20 protein-coding genes and 1 tRNA gene are annotated in these 20319 nt (G+C 37.0%); 19 read left to right on the top strand and 2 right to left on the bottom strand.

Annotated features, from left to right (window positions below):
- From AC1Q8N_RS26955 to uvsE, 11 genes are all read left to right on the top strand, one after another.
- The coding region (locus tag AC1Q8N_RS26955) for a DUF3948 family protein (protein WP_002163772.1) at positions 1 to 92 on the top strand (92 nt) is incomplete at its 5' end.
- Between the two features lie 42 nt (positions 93 to 134).
- A complete protein-coding gene (locus tag AC1Q8N_RS26950) occupies positions 135 to 245 on the top strand; it encodes a DUF3948 family protein (protein ID WP_001083700.1) in 111 nt (36 codons plus the stop codon).
- Positions 246 to 560: 315 nt separating this feature from the next.
- Positions 561 to 1679, top strand: coding sequence for a 4-hydroxyphenylpyruvate dioxygenase (gene hppD, locus AC1Q8N_RS26945; protein ID WP_098079219.1), 1119 nt, complete (start codon positions 561 to 563; stop codon positions 1677 to 1679).
- A gap of 66 nt (positions 1680 to 1745) precedes the next feature.
- Positions 1746 to 2702, top strand: a complete 957-nt coding sequence (locus AC1Q8N_RS26940) for a fumarylacetoacetate hydrolase family protein (RefSeq protein ID WP_098079216.1) — start codon at positions 1746 to 1748, stop codon at positions 2700 to 2702.
- Positions 2668 to 3840 (top strand): homogentisate 1,2-dioxygenase, encoded by a 1173-nt coding sequence (locus tag AC1Q8N_RS26935; RefSeq protein ID WP_048542891.1) that lies wholly within the window; start codon positions 2668 to 2670, stop codon positions 3838 to 3840. The genes AC1Q8N_RS26940 and AC1Q8N_RS26935 overlap by 35 nt, the downstream gene beginning before the upstream one ends.
- Before the next feature lie 231 nt (positions 3841 to 4071).
- Positions 4072 to 5487, top strand: coding sequence for a branched-chain amino acid transporter BcaP (gene bcaP, locus AC1Q8N_RS26930; protein ID WP_098079214.1), 1416 nt, complete (start codon positions 4072 to 4074; stop codon positions 5485 to 5487).
- A gap of 108 nt (positions 5488 to 5595) precedes the next feature.
- Positions 5596 to 6867 carry an MDR family MFS transporter gene (locus tag AC1Q8N_RS26925; RefSeq protein WP_098079211.1) on the top strand — a complete coding sequence of 424 codons (1272 nt, stop codon included), beginning with the start codon at positions 5596 to 5598 and terminating at the stop codon, positions 6865 to 6867.
- A 369-nt stretch (positions 6868 to 7236) separates the two neighbouring features.
- The gene (locus tag AC1Q8N_RS26920) at positions 7237 to 8322 is read left to right on the top strand and encodes a D-alanine--D-alanine ligase (RefSeq protein ID WP_098048829.1); all 1086 of its coding nucleotides are present in this window, start codon (positions 7237 to 7239) and stop codon (positions 8320 to 8322) included.
- Between the two features lie 60 nt (positions 8323 to 8382).
- Positions 8383 to 9759 carry a UDP-N-acetylmuramoyl-tripeptide--D-alanyl-D-alanine ligase gene (gene murF, locus AC1Q8N_RS26915; protein ID WP_098079207.1) on the top strand — a complete coding sequence of 459 codons (1377 nt, stop codon included), beginning with the start codon at positions 8383 to 8385 and terminating at the stop codon, positions 9757 to 9759.
- A 305-nt stretch (positions 9760 to 10064) separates the two neighbouring features.
- Positions 10065 to 11651, top strand: a complete 1587-nt coding sequence (gene cshA, locus AC1Q8N_RS26910) for a degradosome RNA helicase CshA (protein ID WP_000206596.1) — start codon at positions 10065 to 10067, stop codon at positions 11649 to 11651.
- A 92-nt stretch (positions 11652 to 11743) separates the two neighbouring features.
- Complete coding sequence (gene uvsE / locus AC1Q8N_RS26905; protein WP_048542883.1) at positions 11744 to 12706, top strand: UV DNA damage repair endonuclease UvsE; 963 nt, start codon at positions 11744 to 11746, stop codon at positions 12704 to 12706.
- Here the strand turns inward: uvsE and AC1Q8N_RS26900 are convergent.
- Positions 12699 to 13271: a rhomboid family intramembrane serine protease gene (locus tag AC1Q8N_RS26900; protein ID WP_098079204.1), complete on the bottom strand. Its 573-nt coding sequence runs from the start codon at positions 13269 to 13271 to the stop codon at positions 12699 to 12701. The genes uvsE and AC1Q8N_RS26900 overlap by 8 nt on opposite strands.
- A 92-nt stretch (positions 13272 to 13363) precedes the next feature.
- Between AC1Q8N_RS26900 and acpS the strand changes: the two genes are divergently transcribed.
- The 6 genes from acpS to AC1Q8N_RS26870 all read left to right on the top strand — a co-directional run bounded on the left by acpS (position 13364) and on the right by AC1Q8N_RS26870 (position 19307).
- Positions 13364 to 13723, top strand: a complete 360-nt coding sequence (gene acpS, locus AC1Q8N_RS26895) for a holo-ACP synthase (protein WP_000635044.1) — start codon at positions 13364 to 13366, stop codon at positions 13721 to 13723.
- Between the two features lie 93 nt (positions 13724 to 13816).
- Complete coding sequence (locus AC1Q8N_RS26890) at positions 13817 to 14830, top strand: LolA family protein (RefSeq protein ID WP_000829111.1); 1014 nt, start codon at positions 13817 to 13819, stop codon at positions 14828 to 14830.
- Between the two features lie 118 nt (positions 14831 to 14948).
- Positions 14949 to 16118, top strand: coding sequence for an alanine racemase (gene alr / locus AC1Q8N_RS26885; protein ID WP_088061745.1), 1170 nt, complete (start codon positions 14949 to 14951; stop codon positions 16116 to 16118).
- Positions 16119 to 16427: 309 nt separating this feature from the next.
- On the top strand, positions 16428 to 16715 hold the full coding sequence (locus AC1Q8N_RS26880) for an antitoxin EndoAI (RefSeq protein ID WP_000004570.1): 288 nt from the start codon (positions 16428 to 16430) through the stop codon (positions 16713 to 16715).
- Between the two features lie 4 nt (positions 16716 to 16719).
- The gene (ndoA, locus tag AC1Q8N_RS26875; protein ID WP_000635963.1) at positions 16720 to 17070 is read left to right on the top strand and encodes a type II toxin-antitoxin system endoribonuclease NdoA; all 351 of its coding nucleotides are present in this window, start codon (positions 16720 to 16722) and stop codon (positions 17068 to 17070) included.
- Positions 17071 to 17138: 68 nt separating this feature from the next.
- Positions 17139 to 19307: a Tex family protein gene (locus tag AC1Q8N_RS26870; protein ID WP_048542878.1), complete on the top strand. Its 2169-nt coding sequence runs from the start codon at positions 17139 to 17141 to the stop codon at positions 19305 to 19307.
- Between the two features lie 57 nt (positions 19308 to 19364).
- On the opposite strand, the gene cmpA is transcribed toward AC1Q8N_RS26870, so the two are convergent.
- Positions 19365 to 19481: a cortex morphogenetic protein CmpA gene (cmpA, locus tag AC1Q8N_RS26865; RefSeq protein WP_001143642.1), complete on the bottom strand. Its 117-nt coding sequence runs from the start codon at positions 19479 to 19481 to the stop codon at positions 19365 to 19367.
- Positions 19482 to 19676: 195 nt separating this feature from the next.
- On the opposite strand from cmpA, the gene AC1Q8N_RS26860 reads away from it, so the two are divergent.
- Both AC1Q8N_RS26860 and AC1Q8N_RS26855 read left to right on the top strand, forming a co-directional pair.
- Positions 19677 to 20135 (top strand): SprT family protein, encoded by a 459-nt coding sequence (locus AC1Q8N_RS26860; protein ID WP_048542876.1) that lies wholly within the window; start codon positions 19677 to 19679, stop codon positions 20133 to 20135.
- Positions 20136 to 20248: 113 nt separating this feature from the next.
- Positions 20249 to 20319 (top strand) — tRNA-Asn (locus tag AC1Q8N_RS26855).

The following is a 20319-nucleotide window of genomic DNA, read 5'->3' as shown; positions in this document are numbered from 1 at the left end:
AACAAGTAACAAAAGGTGACTTCGTAGGATCAGCAAGTGGAGCAGTAGTATTAACAGCATTAATCGTATTTCTATCAAGTGTATTAGTATAATAGAAGTTTTAAATCATACAAAATGAAAGGAGAATGAGGAATATGAACAGTGAACAAGTGTTACAAGTAACAAAAACAGATTTATTAGGATCATTAGGTGGAGCGGTAGTATTAACATCATTTATTTTATTCCTTGCAAATGTATTAGTATGAGACATATAAATACAATCATTCAAAAAAAATAAAGACTCTAGCATATTAGTAAGTAGTTAATATGTTGGGGTCTTTTTTGTTTTCCTCTCCTCTCCTATATACCTTCAAGTATGAATATTCCCTCCGTCATGTAAAGAGAAAAAAGTCGAATTTTATATGTAAGAAAAAAAGAGGAATTTGACAGAAAAGATAGAAAATTTTAAAGGTCAGAATTTGTTAGCTTGCTAACTAATTTCTATTAATTAATGTTGGAAGCGTTTTCGATTGGTTTTAAGTATGAACCATTTAATCTATTTACAGGGGGATGAGGATTTTATGAAACAAAAATCTATGGATACGCTAGCTGCACAAATGGAGGACTTTTTTCCGGTACGTGATGTAGATCATTTGGAATTTTACGTAGGAAATGCAAAGCAATCAAGTTATTACCTTGCGAGAGCATTCGGGTTCAAAATTGTGGCTTACTCTGGATTAGAAACTGGTAACCGTGAAAAGGTATCTTATGTTCTTGTGCAAAAAAATATGCGTTTTGTTGTGTCTGGAGCTTTAAGTAGTGATAATCGTATCGCAGAATTTGTAAAGACACATGGTGATGGTGTAAAAGATGTTGCTTTACTTGTTGACGATGTTGAAAAAGCATATTCGGAAGCTGTGAAACGTGGTGCCGTTGCAATTGCTCCACCTGTGGAATTAACAGACGAGAACGGTACACTGAAAAAAGCAGTTATTGGTACGTATGGTGATACAATTCACACGCTTGTAGAGCGTAAAAATTATAAAGGAACATTTATGCCAGGATTCCAACAAGTGGAGTTTAATATTCCATTTGAAGAGTCAGGTTTAATTGCTGTAGATCACGTAGTTGGTAATGTTGAGAAAATGGAAGAATGGGTTAGCTATTATGAGAATGTTATGGGCTTTAAACAAATGATTCATTTTGATGATGACGATATTAGTACAGAGTATTCAGCATTAATGTCGAAAGTTATGACAAATGGAAGTCGTATTAAGTTCCCTATTAACGAGCCAGCAGATGGAAAGAGAAAATCGCAAATTCAAGAATATCTAGAATTCTATAATGGAGCAGGTGTACAACATCTTGCTTTATTAACAAGCGATATCGTTAAAACAGTGGAAGCGCTGCGTGAAAATGGCGTGGAGTTTTTAGATACACCTGATACTTATTATGATGAGTTAAGTGCGCGAGTTGGGAAAATTGATGAAGAAATTGATAGGTTAAAAGAATTAAAGATTTTAGTAGATCGCGATGAGGAAGGATACTTACTACAAATCTTTACGAAACCAATTGTAGATCGTCCAACTTTATTTATTGAAATTATTCAACGTAAAGGTTCTCGCGGATTTGGGGAAGGGAACTTTAAAGCATTATTTGAATCAATTGAAAGAGAACAGGAACGTCGAGGAAACTTATAAGATTTGTATCCACCAGCAAAAGTCTCTTTGCTGGTGGAAATTTCATTTTCATAGGGAGGAATCATGATGAAATTTGTTACATTTCGTCTTCCTTCGAAAGAAATGCGAGCTGGATGGCTTGAAGGTGACAAAGTAATTGATATGAATATTGCTAGTGATGGAAAATTACCTTCTTCTATGTTCGCCTTTTTAGAGAAAGCGGATGAGTATGTAGAAGTATTGCGTAATATGGAGAATCCAGAAAAGGGTATATATTCCTTAGAGGAAGTGCAATTAGCGGCGGCAATTCCTAATCCGAGTAGTATTCGGGATTTTTACGCGTTTGAACAGCATGTAAAAACGGCCCGCGGCCGGAGAGGGCTAGAGGTTGTACCTGAATGGTACGATATCCCGGTTTTTTATTTTACGAACCATCGTGCTGTAATTGGTCCGGATGATTTTGTAATTGGTCCGAAGAAATCTAAAAAGCTTGATTATGAGTTAGAGATCGCTTGCGTAATTGGGAAAGAAGGAAGAAATATTTCTCGTGAGCAAGCAGAGGAATACATTTTTGGTTATTGTATTATGAACGACTGGAGTGCAAGGGACTTACAAGCAACAGAAATGAAGGTAGGACTTGGTCCAGCAAAAGGAAAAGATTTTGCAACTTCATTAGGAGCGCACCTTGTTACGAAAGAGGAATTGGATGTTTATCGTAACGGTGACCGTTATGAGTTAGAGATGACTGCTCATGTAAATGGAAAGCTATTATCAAAGGGGAACTTCCAAGATATTTACTATACATTTGCTGAAATGATTGAACGTGCTTCGGAAGACGTTACGTTATATCCAGGCGATGTGATTGGTTCTGGGACAGTAGGAACAGGTTGTGTTTTAGAACTGGGTACGGAAGAGTGGCTGCAAGATGGGGATGTTGTAGAACTTACGATTACTGGTTTAGGTACGTTACGTAATACGGTCAAAAAAGAAATGGAAGCAGGTGATGGGCATGTTTTATCGTCACATGGGGGAGCTACCTCATAAACGACATGTACAATTCCGTAAAAAAGATGGGTCGCTTTATCGCGAACAGGTAATGGGAACAAAAGGTTTTTCTGGTACGCAATCTATTTTGTACCATCATTATATGCCAACGGAAGTAGGTCATGCGGCATTATCTCATTCTTGTCAGTTGCAGTATGAAGAAGATGTAGCTCTTGCTCATCGTCATTTTCGCACGAAAGAAAATAAAAAAACTGGCGATGCAGTAAGCGGAAGGAATTTTATGCTTGGGAATGAGGATTTATTAATTGGAGTAGTGGCTCCGACAGAAAAAATGGACTATTTCTACCGTAATGGTGATGGTGATGAAATGTTATTTGTTCATTACGGAACAGGGAAAATTGAAACGATGTTTGGAACGATTCACTATCGAAAAGGTGATTATGTAACAATCCCAATTGGAACGATTTATCGTGTTATTCCAGATGAAGGAGAGACTAAGTTTCTTGTTGTAGAGGCAAATAGTCAAATCACAACGCCGCGTCGCTATCGGAATGAATATGGACAATTGTTAGAGCATAGTCCGTTTTGTGAGAGAGATATTCGTGGTCCTGAAAAATTAGAGACGTATGATCAAAAAGGTGAGTTTGTCGTAATGACAAAGTCGCGAGGGTATATGCATAAACATGTTTTAGGGCACCATCCGTTAGATGTTGTTGGTTGGGATGGCTATTTATATCCGTGGGTCTTTAATGTAGAGGACTTTGAGCCAATCACAGGCCGTATTCATCAGCCACCTCCAGTACATCAAACGTTCGAAGGTCACAATTTCGTTATTTGTTCTTTCGTACCACGTTTATACGACTATCATCCAGAATCTATTCCGGCACCATATTATCATAGTAACGTGAATAGTGATGAAGTACTGTACTATGTAGAAGGAAATTTTATGAGCCGGAAAGGTGTGGAAGAAGGTTCTATTACACTTCATCCGAGCGGAATTCCTCATGGGCCGCATCCTGGGAAAACAGAGGGAAGTATAGGGAAGAAAGAAACACTTGAACTAGCTGTTATGATAGACACGTTCCGTCCGCTTCGTATTGTAAAGCAAGCACATGAAACAGAAGATGAAAAATATATGTATAGCTGGATTGAAGAAGGTTCACATACTGTGAAATAGGTAAAAAGAGGCATGCTCAATAAGTGAGCATGCCTCTTTTGTGGAATCGACATGTATAATAATACCAAAAAAAAATACGGAAAGATATATAGAAACAACGATAAGGATATTGTATGTTCCGAAAGATTTCTACTTATTTCGACAAAAGTATTGACTGGGGAAAATGCAATGAGTAAAATAAAAAAGCGAATTAAAAATTTTCAGAAAATTTAAAACTTGGAGGGGCATGCTATGAAGCAAATTTTTCAAAAGAAGCCTATTGCAAAGCTAATGCAAGAGAGTAAGCAAAAGACGTTAGCAAGAACATTGGGTGCATTGGATTTAACTATGCTTGGAATCGGGGCAATTGTTGGAACAGGTATTTTTGTCCTAACGGGCGTGGTAGCAGCAAAACATTCTGGACCAGCTATTATATTATCATTTGCGATAGCCGCGTTAGCCTGTGCCTTTGCTGCATTTTGTTATGCTGAATTCGCTTCTTCAGTTCCTGTCTCAGGCAGTGTGTATACGTACACATATGCGACGATGGGAGAGGTATTCGCATTTTTAATTGGATGGGACTTAATGCTTGAGTATTTACTCGCTACATCTGCTGTAGCAAACGGTTGGTCCGCTTATTTTCAATCTTTATTAAAGGGATTTGGGATCCATATTCCTACCATTCTCTCCTCGGCCCCTGGTACAGGAAAGGGTGGAATAATTGATTTGCCTGCGGTTCTAATTATTTTAGTAATGACAGTTCTTTTATCTAGAGGTGTTCGTGAAAGTGCACGAATAAATAACATTATGGTGTTTATTAAATTAGCGGTGGTTCTCATATTTATCTTTGCTGGTTTTAATTATGTAAAACCTGAAAATTGGACACCTTTTATGCCGTTTGGCTTAGATGGTGTAATGGCTGGAGCTGCTACAGTGTTTTTTGCATTCATAGGGTTTGATGCAGTTTCAACGGCAGCAGAAGAAGTGAAACGTCCACAACGTGATTTACCAATTGGCATTATTGCATCTTTATTAATTTGTACGGTTCTTTATATTGTTGTTTCACTTATTTTGACAGGAATTGTTCCATACGGACAGTTAAATATATCAGATCCAGTTGCTTTTGCACTTCAATTTATTGGACAAGATAGTTTAGCGGGAGTAATTTCAGTAGGAGCAATTACAGGAATCACAACAGTAATGTTAGTTATGATGTATGGGCAAGTACGTGTTTCGTATGCAATGAGCAGAGATGGATTATTGCCGAAGCGCCTTGCTAAAGTCCATCCAAAATTTAAAACACCATTTTTAAATACATGGACAACAGGAATTATTGCAGCACTTATTTCAGGATTAATAGATTTAAATGTGTTAGCGCATCTTGTAAATATGGGGACTTTATCAGCCTTTGCACTTGTAGCTGTTGCTGTTATTGTAATGAGAAGAACTCATCCGGATTTACCAAGAGCATTTAAGGCACCGCTTGTACCATTTTTACCAGCATTAACGGTGATTTTTTGTTTATATTTAATGCTTCAGTTATCCGGAACTGCTTGGATTAGTTTTGGGGTATGGATGGTTATCGGTATTGCGGTTTACTTCTTATATAGCCGAAAACATAGTGCTTTAAATAATAGTAAAGACGAAGAAGATGTAGCGAATTTATAAGTTGAAAAATCCATTCTAATTCTGTTAGGATGGATTTTTTGTTCTGAAAATTTACATTTTTCTGATTCTGTATATAATATAATTGTTGGGGAACTGAGGGGGGAATGTATGAAAAATACGTGGCGTGAGTTAAGGGAGATGGACCGAAACATATGGATTCGGTTTATTGGCGAAACGTTAAATGGAATTGCAATGATGATGTTGATGCCTTTTTTTGCCCTATATTTAAAAGATAAGGTGGATTCGTTATTGGAAGTAGGGGTTATTATGGCACTTTCTCCGATTGCCGCAAGTTTCGGTTCTCTTCTTGGTGGGAGGATTGCTGATATATATGGAAGAAAGCCAATAATGATTTTTTCAATGGTGAGTAATGCTTTGTTCATGCTAGGTTTTTTATTTATAGAAGGATTTATTCCTTATGCTATTTTATCTATTTTTTTAGGGCTCAGTAATTCATTATTCCATCCCGCTGCATCAGCAATGGTTGCGGATGTAACAGCGCCTGAAAAAAGAACAGAAGCATATGGTTTATTACGAATGGGGCACAATATAGGTGCTGCAATTGGCCCGATAATGGGTGCTTCAGTAGTTATGTTGTCGAAGAACCTTGTGTTTATTATTGCCTCGTCTACGATGTTATTTTATGCATTACTTGTATTCATTCTTATTCAAGAGACAATGCCAAAGAGTGCGACTAAAGAAGAGAATAAAGAAAAGGAATCAGAGGCGGTTTGGAAAATTGTAATGAGAGATAAGGCACTAATGATTTATTTGTTAGCAGGTATCATTATTTCGATGGGATTTTCTCAAACAGAGGGCATGTTGCCGCTGCACTTTGATAATGAAATGAAAGGCATTTTGGGAACTAACAATCCATATCCATATTTAATGGCTTTAAATGGACTATTAGTTGTGTTGTTCCAATTTCAAATTTCAAAATGGGCCACAGATAAACCTGTCGGAAAGACGATGTTATATGGTGCATGTTTGTTCGGAGTTGGTTTGTTCTTTATAGGATGGTTACCGAAGTGGTTTGGAGAATTTGATGCAAATGCTACGATTATTTTAATAACGTTGCTGTTCGTTTATGCCATATATACGTTAGGTGAGATGATTATGTCGCCTGTACAGATGACGTTTGTAGCGAATTTGGCCCCTGAGCACTTGAGAGGGACTTATATGGGAGCTGCCAGTTTGCAGTGGATTACAGGAGGCGCATTCGGTCCACTTCTTGGCGGTTTTTTATTGGATCGATTACTTGGCCACTTTCTATTTACAATTTTAGCTGTAGGATGTGTAGTTGCAGGTATTGTATATGTTTCTTTAGATCGTCTCGTTGAGCAAAGGCAAAAAGGCACACTGACGAAACAATCTTCTTAATGAGTAGATGACATACACAAAAAGGGGATTTCTACATATTTTAGGTACATAACTAGATTGGATTACAATTTTATCCCGCTATTTGTGGGCAGTAAGACTTCCACCTTAAAATTCGGCTAGAGATAACTGCCTGATTGGTGCAGGCTGATAATTAGTGGGGATGGCCCCTCGTTAATTAAAGTTTCACTGTATTTTAGAATTTAATTTTGTATATTTATGAAGAAAGTTAAGTAGAAAAAGTATAGAAAACCAATAAGTGGTGTCATTTAATTATTTGTGGAAGTTACATTTTATTTCAAATAGGAACTACCTATTTTTATAAAAAGTGCTAAAATAGAAAAATGAAAACAATTGGTTAGGGTGATTTCAGTGACAAAAATTAAATTAGGTTTATTATATGGTGGAAAATCAGCTGAGCATCAAGTTTCGCTACAAACGGCTCTTGCTGCTATTAAAGCGTTAAATCAAGATAAATTCGAGATTCATCCAATTTATATTACAGAACAAGGTCAATGGGTGCGCGGTGAGCGTATTGAAGGTGAAGTAACAGATGTTGAAGTTCTAAAAATGAGCGGTGCAGAAAATGCGATTTCTCCGTTATCATTAAGCACAGAAATCATTCCATCTGCAGCTTCTGAGGAAAATGCTATCGACGTTATTTTCCCATTATTACATGGACCAAATGGTGAAGATGGAACGGTTCAAGGATTATTAGAATTAATGAACATTCCTTATGTAGGAAATGGTGTTCTAGCATCTGCTGCTGGTATGGATAAAGTTGTTATGAAAAACATCTTTGCAGAAGCTGGATTGAAACAAGCGAAGTATGCATCGTTTATTCGTAGTGCATGGGAAAAAGATTGTGAAACAGCATATGAAAAAGTAGAAGAAGTTTTAGGATATCCTTGCTTCGTAAAACCAGCAAACCTTGGTTCAAGTGTTGGTATTAATAAGTGTAAAAATCGTGAAGAGCTTGAGAATGCATTTGAAGAGGCATTCCAATTTGACCGCAAAATTATTGTAGAAGAAAATATTGTTGGACGTGAAGTAGAAGTTGGTGTATTAGGTAATGATGAACCGAAATGTTCAGTTGTAGGTGAAATCGTACCGAAAAAGGACTTCTATGATTATAAGTCGAAATATATCGATGGCGATACAGCATTAATTATTCCGGCTGAAATGACAGAAGAAGAGTCTAATGTCATTAAGCGAGATGCGATTATTGCATTCCAATCGTTAGATAGTGCTGGCTTAACAAGAGCTGATTTCTTCTTAACGAAAGACGGAGAAGTATATATTAACGAAGTGAATACGATGCCAGGGTTTACGCCGTTTAGTATGTTCCCTCTACTATGGCAACATACTGGATTACCATATCCGGAATTAATTGAAGAGCTAATTCGTTTAGCGATTGACCGTCACGAAGAAAAACAAAAAATTAAATATACAATCTAACAAAAAAGGAGGAAGCACTATTCGCAGGAATAGTGCTTCCTCTATGTAAGGAGTGTTCTCATGATAAATCGAATGTTAAAACAAGTAGAACAGATGGTAAATGGTACGGGATTAGCAGAGCAATATGAGGGAATTACTATACAAGGAGTGTCTATTGATACGAGAAAAATTGAAAATGGAAACTTATATGTTCCGATTCAAGGTGAACGTTTCGATGGACATGCTTTTGTAGATAAAGCCGTTGAAAATGGAGCTGTGGCGACATTATGGATGAAGGATGTAGCAAATCCACCTGAGAATCTTCCTGTTATTTTTGTGGAAGACACGTTATCAGCATTACAAATGTTAGCGAAAAACTATCGCAATCAATTGGATGTGAAAGTTATTGGTGTGACAGGGAGTAACGGTAAAACATCTACAAAAGATATTGTAACAAGTCTTCTTGCAACTAAATTCAAAGTTCAAAAAACAGAAGGCAACTTTAATAACCATATTGGGTTACCTCTTACTATTTTAAACTTAGAAGAAAATACAGAAGTAGCTGTATTAGAAATGGGTATGTCCAGCCGAGGGGAAATTGAATTCTTATCTAAGTTAGCTCGTCCAAATGCAGCTATCATTACGAACATTGGTGAGGCACATTTAATGGACCTAGGCTCTCGTGAGGCAATTGCTGAAGCGAAATTAGAAATTGTGACAGGATTACAAGAAGGTGGAGTGTTCGTATATAACGGAGATGAGCCATTATTAACAAATCGTGTTCCTGAAATGAATTTAATAGCTGAAACAGTTACTTTTGGTGATGCTAGAGCAAATGATTACTATCCAACGACTGTAACATTACAGGCGACTGGGACACATTTTAAAATGAATAGAGAAGAGAATATTTCATTCTACTTACCAGTATTAGGAAAACATAATGTGTACAATACGCTTGCTTCAATGGCAATTGCGAAATATTTTGGTGTAACGTGGGAAGAGATGAAAGAAGGTTTAGTAACACTTCAAATGACAGGCATGCGTATGGAAATTGTAAAAACAAATAGTGGTTTAACAATTATCAATGATGCTTATAATGCAAGTCCGACAGCTATGGAAGCAGCATTCCACTTAATGAACGGTTTAGATGGATTTGCTAAGAAGATCGTTGTACTCGGTGATATGTTAGAGCTTGGAAATCAAGAAGTACAGTTTCATTATGAAGTCGGTAAATTAATCGATCCAGCAAAAATTGCATATGTGTTCACATATGGTAAATTAGGGGCTCAAATTGCTGAAGGAGCGAAAATTAATTTCCCTATTGAGCGTGTAAAAGCGTATGATAATAAAGAGGAGCTAGTAAAAGAGTTACAAGCAGTAGTTGATGTGAAAGATGTTGTATTAATAAAAGCATCTCGCGGCATGAAATTGGAAGAAGTAATTACGATGTTGAAATAATTGGTGTATATAAATAGGGATGATAGATGCGAAAATAGAAGAAACTTATAATAAGCGCTTACAGTAAATATAAAAAAATAAAAGTGAAGAAAAAAACTCTGAATATGAAAATAAGGTAACAGTTGGGTTTGCTTTTTGCACATACAAAACTTATAATTGATAAAGTGTAATAACGTTTAGAAGTATTTTCGCGAAGAATATACGCCCGTTTATATACGTGAGCATTCAGGAAAAGGGCTTTTCCGCAAATTCGGAAAACGCCTTTTTTTAAATGATAAGTATAGGATAGAAAAGGAGAAGTAACATTGACAACATTTCGAGAATTAGGATTAAGTGAGTCTTTACTACAATCTGTTGAAAGTATGGGCTTTGAAGAGGCTACGCCGATTCAAGCTGAAACAATTCCACATGCATTGCAAGGTAAGGATATTATTGGGCAAGCGCAAACAGGTACAGGGAAAACAGCAGCATTCGGATTACCACTATTAGATAAAGTGGATACAAATAAAGAAGCAGTTCAAGGTATTGTTATCGCGCCAACGCGTGAATTAGCAATTCAAGTTGGAGAAGAGCTGTACAAAATTGGTAAACATAAACGCGTTCGTATTTTACCAATCTATGGTGGTCAAGATATTAACCGCCAAATTCGTGCTCTAAAAAAACACCCACACATTATTGTTGGTACGCCGGGTCGTATTTTAGATCATATTAACCGTAAAACACTTCGCTTACAAAACGTAGAGACAGTTGTTCTTGACGAAGCGGATGAAATGTTAAACATGGGCTTCATTGAAGATATTGAAGCGATTTTAACAGATGTGCCAGATACACATCAAACATTATTATTCTCAGCGACAATGCCAGATCCAATCCGTCGCATTGCTGAGCGTTTCATGACTGAGCCTCAACACATTAAAGTAAAAGCAAAAGAAGTAACAATGCCAAACATTCAGCAGTTCTATTTAGAAGTGCAAGAAAAGAAAAAGTTTGACGTGTTAACACGCTTATTAGATATTCAATCTCCAGAGCTTGCAATCGTATTCGGTCGTACAAAGCGTCGTGTTGATGAATTATCAGAAGCATTAAACTTACGTGGTTATGCAGCAGAAGGTATTCACGGTGACTTAACACAAGCGAAGCGTATGTCTGTATTACGTAAATTTAAAGAAGGTGCTATTGAAGTTCTTGTTGCAACAGACGTTGCTGCACGTGGTCTTGATATTTCAGGCGTAACACATGTATATAACTTCGATATCCCACAAGATCCAGAATCATACGTTCACCGTATCGGTCGTACTGGCCGTGCAGGTAAAAAAGGTATTGCAATGTTATTTGTAACACCACGTGAATCAGGACAATTAAAAAATATCGAGCGCACTACAAAACGTAAAGTTGATCGTATGGAAGCACCGACACTAGACGAGGCATTAGAAGGTCAACAACGTTTAATCGCTGAAAAACTTCAAAGCACAATTGAAAATGATAATTTATCATACTACAAGCGTATTGCAGAAGAAATGTTAGAAGAGAATGATTCTGTAACAGTAGTAGCTGCTGCTTTAAAAATGATGACAAAAGAGCCAGATACAACTCCAATCGCTTTAACGTCAGAACCACCAGTTGTTTCAAGAGGTGGCGGTTCTAAAAAACGCGGCGGTAACGGAGGCGGATACCGTGATGGTAACCGTAATCGTAGTCGTGACGGACGCGGCGGTGGCGATGGTCGTAACCGTGATCGCAATCGTGATGGTGGTAGCCGTGGTGGCGATGGCCGTAACCGTGATCGCAATCGTGATGGTGGTAGCCGTGGTCGTAAAGGTGAAGGTCAAGGTCGCCCTGGATCTTCAAATGGACGTGGCGAAAGAAAACATCATAGCCGTCCACAAGCTTAATAAAAAAGAGAATGCCCTTTGCTGGCATTCTCTTTTTTTATTTCTGTAATTGTACATACTACATAATAACTTGTGTAGAAAAGAGGTGCTACATGCTTGTAAGACTTGGATATGTTGCGATGAGTGTACATTTAAAGAATGCATCTCCATCTCAAACGATGACATATGCGCAGTTTCAACGAATTGGTGATCGAGAGGCTGCAATTCGTAAACTCGAAAGAATTGCTAATTCGAATTTAGAAAATTGTTTACGGTTATTAAAGCATAATAAAGGGCATGATATATCTTTCTTTCGGCTTAGTTCCAAGCTTGTTCCTTTAGCGAATCATGAGGAGTTGTTAGAGTGGAACTATATTCGCCCCTTAAAAGAAAATTTAAAAGTACTAGGTGATTACGCTATTCGAATGAATATGCGTATTGATTTTCATCCAGATCATTTCGTTGTGCTGAATTCACCTGAAGAGAATATTTTTAAACAATCTGTAAAGACATTGCAGATGCATAAAAAATTATTAAAAGGTATGGGGATTGAACATAAGCAACGATGCGTATTACATGTGGGTGGAGGTTATAAAGATAAGGAACTCGCATTAGAACGCTTTATAGAAAATTGGTCAAGTGTTCCAAGAAGTATCCAAGAGATGGTCATATTAGAAAATGATGATACGACCTTTTCTTTAGAAGAAACATTGTATTTAGGTGAAAAATTAGATATTCCAGTCGTGTTTGATTTGCATCACCATATGATGAATAATGATCGAGAAGATTGGCATGAAGATTGGGCGCGTGTTGTACATACGTGGGAATCGTCTTTGTTACCAGTGAAAATGCACATTTCTAGTCCTAGAGAGGGAAAAGACCCGAGAGCGCATGCGGACTTTATTGATGTAGATACTTTTTTATCTTTTTTAAAAAAGATAAAGGGAAGTGTTCCGCAAATTGATTGTATGATTGAAGCGAAGAAGAAGGATGAGTCTTTATTTCAACTAATGAGAGATTTAAGTAAACAAACAGATGTAGAAATTGTCGATGGTGCGAGCTTTTATATTAAATAAGCTCTGCACCATCGAATTTTTTTGTTAATAAAGGAGTGCAAATACCACCAATAATCAATCCTGTTAAATGGCTTATAGGGTTAGCGGAGGGATTGAAGAAAGTGAATAGTAGTAATATACATATCATGATTGAAAAAATAGCAATGTCTCTTGGATTGGAAGAACGATATCGACTATACAATAGAAATAATTGTGCACCTAGCAATCCGAAAATACCACCAGATGCCCCGGCATGAATATATTCAAGAGGCATAATGAGATAAGAAGAAATATTTCCAAGAATTCCAGAAAGGAAAAAAATAATGATGAAAGAAAAGTGCCCTAGTTGTTTTTCAATAGAAGAGCCAAGCACAAATAAACAAATACTATTAGAAAGGAAATGTTGTAAGTCTACATGTACAAGTAAGGAAGTTATGAGACGCCACCATTCTCCTTTACCGATATATTCATTGTAGGATGCCATGGGAAAGAGAAGAAAGTCGCCTAACATAATCATGACTAATTGTATGAGAAGTAAAGCGATGACGATTGGTTGTAAGGAAATGCGGGCAGAAGGTATTAGCATGTTGTGAGTATCACTCCTTTTGCATCAGAAAGATTCTCTGTTATTCTTACAATATGAAAAAAGAAAGCTAAATAGAAGAAGGGGATTTTGAAATGATTGTAGGGATTGGAATCGATATTATTGAATTGAATCGAATTGAAAAAATGCTAGATGGAAAACTTAAATTTATGGAGCGTATTTTAACTGAAAGTGAACGTAATGTTGCTAAGGAGCTGAAGGGAAGTCGCCTTACAGAGTTTGTAGCTGGAAGATTTGCAGCGAAAGAGGCGTATTCAAAAGCGGTAGGAACTGGTATTGGAAAAGAAGTAAGTTTTTTAGATATTGAAGTAAGGAATGATGATAGAGGTAAGCCAATTCTCGTTACAAGTACAGAGCATATTGTTCATTTATCAATTAGTCATAGTAAGGAATTTGCTGTTGCTCAAGTTGTTTTAGAAAGCTCGTCACGCTAGTCTGCATATTTTATATCTTTGTCTCATATATTTGATGTAGCGATAAGGAAGGTACATCTTCCATTCATTTATAGGGGCAAAGGGGCTGAAGTGATGAAAAGGCGTCTGTTTTTAGTTCTTGTCGGTTTATTAACCGTTTTTGTGTTGGCGGGTTGTATGGAAAAGAAACAAGATGATGTTGTGAGAGATTTAGAGGCGAAAGTAAAAGGGATGAAAAGTTATCAAGCTGAAGCAAAATTATCTATTAAAACAGGGAATGAGCCTCAGGAGTACAAGGTAGAAATATGGCATAAGGAACCTTCTTTTTATCGTGTGAATTTGCAGAATGCGAAAAAAGATCAAAGCCAAATTATTTTAAGAAATGAAGAAGGGGTATTTGTATTAACGCCAGCACTTAATAAGAGTTTTCGTTTCCAAAGTGATTGGCCGCAAAATAGTAGCCAGGCTTATTTATATGAATCCCTTGTGAGAGATATTTTGCAGGATAAGAAAAACCTTACTTTTGAAAAAACAGATAAGTATTATATTTTTAAAACAAAAACAAACTATCAACATCAAAACATGTTGCCGAAACAAGAGATTACATTGAAGAAAAGTGATTTAACACCAGTTTCGGTGAAGTTAATGGATAATGATCAAAATGTTCTTGTGAAAGTAGATTTCTCAAAAGTGAAATTTGATGCGAAATTTGATAAAGGTGCATTTGATACGAAACAAAATATGTCTAGAGCGCAAGTAGATGTTCAAACAACAGCGAAAGAAGACAAACCATTTGCTATTTTGTATCCGCGTGATACGCCGCAAGGTATGGTTTTGAAAGATGAAAAAGAGTTGAAGACAGACAGTGGCAAGCGTGCGATACTCACATACACTGGAAGTAAGAAATCCTTTACTTTGATACAAGAAAAGGCAAAAGTTGCAGAGGCTTCGTCAGCGATAAGTGTGAGCGGAGAATTGGTTGATCTTGGCTTTACAATTGGGGCATTGACGAAAGATTCTTTAACGTGGTCGCATAACGGAGTAGAATATATGCTCGTGTCTAAAGGTTTAGAGCCGAAGGAGCTATTAATGGTTGCTCGTTCAGTTACAGAGAAGCAAGTGAAGTAAACTTCTTAGACGTGGTGATATATGTGCACCACGTCTTTTCTTAGTTTGAAGGGTGGATTTCATAAAAGAAGCATATAAAAGAATAAGCTTCGCATATCGTGTATAAGGAAGTGTATTTATGGAAGAAGCACCATTTTACCGTGACACTTGGGTGGAAGTGGATTTAGATGCGATCTATAACAATATTACACACATTAAAGATTTCATTCCAAGTGATGTAGAGATTTTTGCTGTAGTCAAGGCGAATGCATATGGACACGATTATGTACCGGTAGCTAAAACGGCATTAGAAGCAGGGGCGACAAGGTTAGCGGTTGCCTTTTTAGATGAAGCTCTAGTGCTTCGAAGGGCTGGTATTACTGTGCCGATTTTAGTGTTAGGTCCTTCCCCGCCTCGTGATGTCAATGTAGCTGCTGAAAATGATGTAGCGTTAACTGTTTTTCAAAAAGAATGGGTGGATGAAGCGATCAAACTTTGGGATGGTTCATCTACAATGAAATACCATATTAATTTCGATAGTGGTATGGGGAGAATTGGAATACGCGAACGAAAAGAATTAAAAGCATTTTTAAAGAGTTTAGAAGGTGCGCCATTTTTAGAATTAGAAGGAGTTTATACACATTTTGCAACAGCGGATGAGGTGGAGACTTCTTACTTTGATAAGCAATATAACACATTTTTGCAGCAGTTAAGTTGGTTGAAAGAGTTCGGAGTGGATCCTAAGTTTGTCCATACAGCTAATAGTGCTGCAACGCTACGTTTTCAAGGGATTACATTTAATGCAGTACGAATTGGCATTGCGATGTATGGGTTATCTCCGTCTGTAGAAATACGCCCTTTTTTACCGTTTAAATTAGAACCAGCGCTATCACTGCATACGAAAGTTGCTCATATTAAACAGGTGATTAAAGGGGATGGGATTAGTTATAACGTCACTTACCGAACGAAAACGGAAGAATGGATTGCAACTGTTGCGATTGGATATGCAGATGGGTGGCTTAGAAGATTACAAGGGTTCGAAGTGCTTATAAATGGTAAAAGGGTACCGATTGTAGGTCGAGTAACAATGGATCAATTCATGATACACCTTCCTTGTGAAGTGCCGCTTGGTACGAAAGTTACACTCATTGGAAAACAAGGTGATGAGTATATTAGTGCTACTGAAGTTGCTGAATATTCTGGGACTATTAATTATGAAATTATTGCAACGATAAGCTTCCGTGTGCCGAGAATATTCATACGGCACGGCAAGGTTGTAGAAGTAATCAATTATTTGAACAATATATAGAAGGTAGTATGGTTTGCTTCTTGTCATTTGAGAGGACTGTTCATTGGTTAAGAATAAGCTCATTTTTGATGAGAAGCTTTTTACTTATCATTACTTTTAACATAATTTAACGTGAATTTTGCTGGGAAACTCTTTCGTTTCTTGTTTGTAATAAGATAAAAATAAAAGAATATGAATGTTTTGTTTGTGAATTGGAAAACATAAGCAAGGAATAAGGAAGTCTTTGCAACAGGCTCCATACAATGGTATTATTACAATAGGTGTCATATATATATTTGGGTGTGTAGTTGACGGTGGAGGTGTATTTTTGTGTCCGAATCAAGTGTAACTACTGAAATCGTGGTTCGGTTGCCAAAGCAAATGGTAACGGAATTGGACGGAATTGGAAAACAAGAGAATAAGAATCGCCATGAACTAATTTGCCAGGCAACACAACTGTTATTGCGTCAACATAAGACGAAGAAACGCTACCAACATGAATCAATGCGACGTGGGTACATTGAAATGGGAAAAATTAATCTTGGTATTGCATCGGAAGCTTTCTTAGCAGAGTATGAAGCAGCTCATACAGTAGAACGCTTAGTTAGCGGGGGGTAATATTTTGATTGTAAAACGCGGCGACGTGTATTTTGCAGACCTTTCCCCAGTTGTTGGTTCTGAGCAAGGAGGCGTTCGTCCGGTTCTTGTCATTCAAAATGACATCGGAAATCGTTTTAGTCCAACGGTGATTGTAGCGGCTATTACTGCACAGATTCAAAAAGCTAAATTACCCACTCATGTGGAAATTGATGCGAAAAAGTACGGTTTTGAGAGAGATTCTGTTATTTTACTTGAGCAGATTCGAACAATCGATAAGCAGCGCTTAACGGACAAAATCACTCACTTAGATGAAGTGATGATGATTCGTGTAGATGAAGCGCTACAAATTAGTTTAGGACTAATAGATTTTTAAATCGGCAGTTTAAGTTGCTCTCTTTACAGGGCAACTTTTTTTTATTATAGAGGAGGTTACGGTTGTATATGGAAATGGTAGATAATCGACAAGCGTTAATGAAAATGTTAGTGAAGGAATTAGGCTTTACCGAAAAGCAAGTTCGTCATGTTATTCAATTAACAGAAGAAGGTAACACAGTTCCATTTATTGCTCGTTACCGAAAAGAATGGACAGGCTCTTTAGATGAAGTGCAAATTCGTACAATTTTAGAGAGATGGCAATATATGATGCAGCTTGAAGATAGGAAAGAAGAGGTTCTTCGTCTTATTGATGAGAAGGGGAAACTGACAGGAGAGTTACGTCAGCAAATTGTTAAAGCTGTAAAGTTGCAAGAAGTAGAAGATTTATATCGTCCATATAAAGAGAAAAGAAGAACGAAAGCAACGATTGCAAAAGAAAAAGGACTAGAGCCGTTAGCTGAATGGTTATTGTTATATAAGAAAGAAGATCCAAATCAGAAGGCAGTGGAGTTTATTAACGCAGAGAAAGAAGTGCAATCTGCAGAAGAAGCATTACAAGGTGCCCAAGACATTATTGCAGAAATCGTTTCAGATGAAGCAGCTTATCGTAGTTGGATTCGGAATGTTACTTTTAGAAAAGGTGTTATGTCTTCGTCCGTAAAAGATGAAGAGAAAGATGAAAAGAATATATATGAAATGTATTACAGTTATGAAGAACCGTTGCAGAAAGTAGTGCCGCATCGTGTATTAGCGATGAATCGCGGTGAGAAAGAAGATATATTGAGAGTTTCTGTTGTTCCACCAGTAGATGAGATAGTAACTTTCTTATATAAGAGAGTAATTCGTGATAACGATTCTAAAAGTGTACATTATGTAAAGTTAGCAATTGAGGATGGTTATAAACGATTAATTCAATCCTCCATTGAAAGAGAGATTCGAAAAGAATTAACAGAAACAGCTGAGGAACAAGCGATACATATTTTTTCTGAGAACTTACGTAATTTGTTATTACAACCTCCAATGAAAGGAAAGGTTGTGTTAGCTTTAGATCCTGCATATAGAACGGGTTGTAAATTAGCTGTTGTAGATGATACTGGGAAGGTTCTATATATTGATGTTATTTATCCGCATCCACCTGTTCGTAAATATGAAGATGCAAAAACGAAAGTTCTTTCTATTATAGATAAATATCAAGTTGAAATGATTGCGATTGGGAATGGTACAGCTTCTAGAGAATCGGAAGAATTTATAGTTGATGTATTACAAAATGTGAAACGAGAAGTCTTCTATATTATTGTGAACGAAGCTGGTGCGAGTGTGTATTCGGCCTCCGATTTAGCTCGTGAGGAATTTCCAAATTTACAGGTTGAAGAAAGAAGTGCTGTTTCTATTGGGAGACGTCTGCAAGATCCACTTGCTGAACTTGTGAAGATTGATCCGAAATCAGTTGGGGTTGGACAATACCAACATGATGTATCTCAAAAGAGGCTGAATGAATCATTAACATTTGTAGTAGAGACGGCAGTTAACCAAGTCGGTGTGAATGTAAATACAGCTTCAGTTGCGTTATTGCAATATGTTTCGGGTTTATCGAAAACTGTTGCGAAAAATATTGTGGCAAAGCGTGAAGAAGAAGGGAAATTTACAAAACGAACAGACTTAAAGAAAATACCGCGTCTAGGTGCGAAGACATATGAACAATGCATAGGTTTCTTACGTATATTAGAAGGGGCAAATCCGTTAGATCGAACGGGTATTCATCCAGAACAATATAAAAATGTTGAATTGTTATTGAAGAGTCTAGGGTTATCAAAAGATGACGTAGGGCAATTGCAATTACAAAAGAGCTTAGAAGAAGTGGAGATTTCTAAGTTATCGCAAGAAACGGGAGTTGGGGAGCCGACATTAGTTGATATTATAGATGCGCTCATTAGTCCAGAGCGAGACATGAGGGATGAGTTGCCTAAACCGCTTCTGAAAAAAGGGATTTTGAAATTAGAAGATTTAAAACGTGGTATGGAACTGGAAGGAACAGTTCGTAACGTTGTTGATTTTGGTGCTTTTGTTGATGTAGGTGTAAAACAAGATGGTTTAGTACATATTTCTAAACTAAGCAAACAGTATGTGAAGCATCCGTTAGATATTGTATCTGTCGGACAAATCGTCAAGGTATGGGTAGATGATATTGATACGAAAAAAGGTCGCGTTGCACTATCCATGTTGCCGATTGAATAGTAAGAGGAGAGAGCAGATGAAACTGCTCTTTTTTTATGGGATAAAACGTGTAATGGATTATGAGCTTTGATGTATTTTGCTATAATAAAACCAGCATTCATTTAGTAATTTAATTTGATACCGGTTTTTTTCAAAATATGCGCGTTGCATTTGTTTTTTTAGCCACGTAGGCATAGGAATCCCTCCTTGTTTAATCCTACTCTCAAAAATGTAAGGTACTATTGATGAGAGGTTGGTGAGTGGATTTCTATTCATGCTATATTTTTAGAAACCACGCTTCTTGAATGAGGATGGGTATATGTACTATTTAATATATGTATAAGGGAGGAGAAAAGTGTAAAAATATTTTTTAGTTTAGGAGGAATGAGAGTGGATGAGCAAGAAATACAGCGTCTGGTGGAAGAAGTATCACTACAATACTTCGGAATGCCATTTTTACATAGAGCTATGTTCAATAGTAGGTTGCGTACAACTGGTGGACGTTATCTATTGAATACACACAATATTGAACTGAATTATCGATATTACGAAATGTATGGGAAAGAAGAGTTAGTCGGAATCATTAAACATGAGCTTTGTCATTATCACTTACATATTACAGGAAGGGGCTATAAGCACCGGGATAGAGATTTTCGTGAATTGTTAAAAGAAGTTGATGCGCCACGCTTCTGTAAACGAATAATTAATGAAGAGAAGGAAAAAAAGGTTTATACGTATGAATGTATGGGCTGTTTGCTTCAATATGTAAGAAGACGTCAAATAAATACAAAAAGATATGTCTGCGGAAAGTGTAAAGGGAAACTGAGCCTGATAAAGAAAACATCTTGACAGTGAAAACGCAATCCAGTATATTATAAACATGTCACGTTTGTACAAGATGTTGAGAAAAACATCTTGACTTACGATAAGAAATTTTATAAGATACAAATTGTCTTTATTATTCCGCAGTAGCTCAGTGGTAGAGCTATCGGCTGTTAACCGATCGGTCGTAGGTTCGAGTCCTACCTGCGGA

This window comes from Bacillus sp. GW823-FHT06B01 (assembly GCF_058952315.1).
This window is presented reverse-complemented; position numbering and strand designations above follow the sequence as displayed.

Excerpts from the sequence above, each read along its gene's own strand:
- murF (WP_098079207.1), top strand. The coding sequence starts at position 8,383 with ATGATAAATCGAATGTTAAAACAAGTAGAACAGATGGTAAATGGTACG.
- AC1Q8N_RS26900 (WP_098079204.1), bottom strand. The coding sequence starts at position 13,271 with ATGCTAATACCTTCTGCCCGCATTTCCTTACAACCAATCGTCATCGCT.
- bcaP (WP_098079214.1), top strand. The coding sequence starts at position 4,072 with ATGAAGCAAATTTTTCAAAAGAAGCCTATTGCAAAGCTAATGCAAGAG.
- hppD (WP_098079219.1), top strand. The coding sequence starts at position 561 with ATGAAACAAAAATCTATGGATACGCTAGCTGCACAAATGGAGGACTTT.
- AC1Q8N_RS26940 (WP_098079216.1), top strand. The coding sequence starts at position 1,746 with ATGAAATTTGTTACATTTCGTCTTCCTTCGAAAGAAATGCGAGCTGGA.
- AC1Q8N_RS26925 (WP_098079211.1), top strand. The coding sequence starts at position 5,596 with ATGAAAAATACGTGGCGTGAGTTAAGGGAGATGGACCGAAACATATGG.
- cmpA (WP_001143642.1), bottom strand. The coding sequence starts at position 19,481 with ATGCCTACGTGGCTAAAAAAACAAATGCAACGCGCATATTTTGAAAAA.
- acpS (WP_000635044.1), top strand. The coding sequence starts at position 13,364 with ATGATTGTAGGGATTGGAATCGATATTATTGAATTGAATCGAATTGAA.
- AC1Q8N_RS26870 (WP_048542878.1), top strand. The coding sequence starts at position 17,139 with ATGGAAATGGTAGATAATCGACAAGCGTTAATGAAAATGTTAGTGAAG.
- alr (WP_088061745.1), top strand. The coding sequence starts at position 14,949 with ATGGAAGAAGCACCATTTTACCGTGACACTTGGGTGGAAGTGGATTTA.
- AC1Q8N_RS26935 (WP_048542891.1), top strand. The coding sequence starts at position 2,668 with ATGTTTTATCGTCACATGGGGGAGCTACCTCATAAACGACATGTACAA.
- AC1Q8N_RS26890 (WP_000829111.1), top strand. The coding sequence starts at position 13,817 with ATGAAAAGGCGTCTGTTTTTAGTTCTTGTCGGTTTATTAACCGTTTTT.
- AC1Q8N_RS26950 (WP_001083700.1), top strand. The coding sequence starts at position 135 with ATGAACAGTGAACAAGTGTTACAAGTAACAAAAACAGATTTATTAGGA.
- uvsE (WP_048542883.1), top strand. The coding sequence starts at position 11,744 with ATGCTTGTAAGACTTGGATATGTTGCGATGAGTGTACATTTAAAGAAT.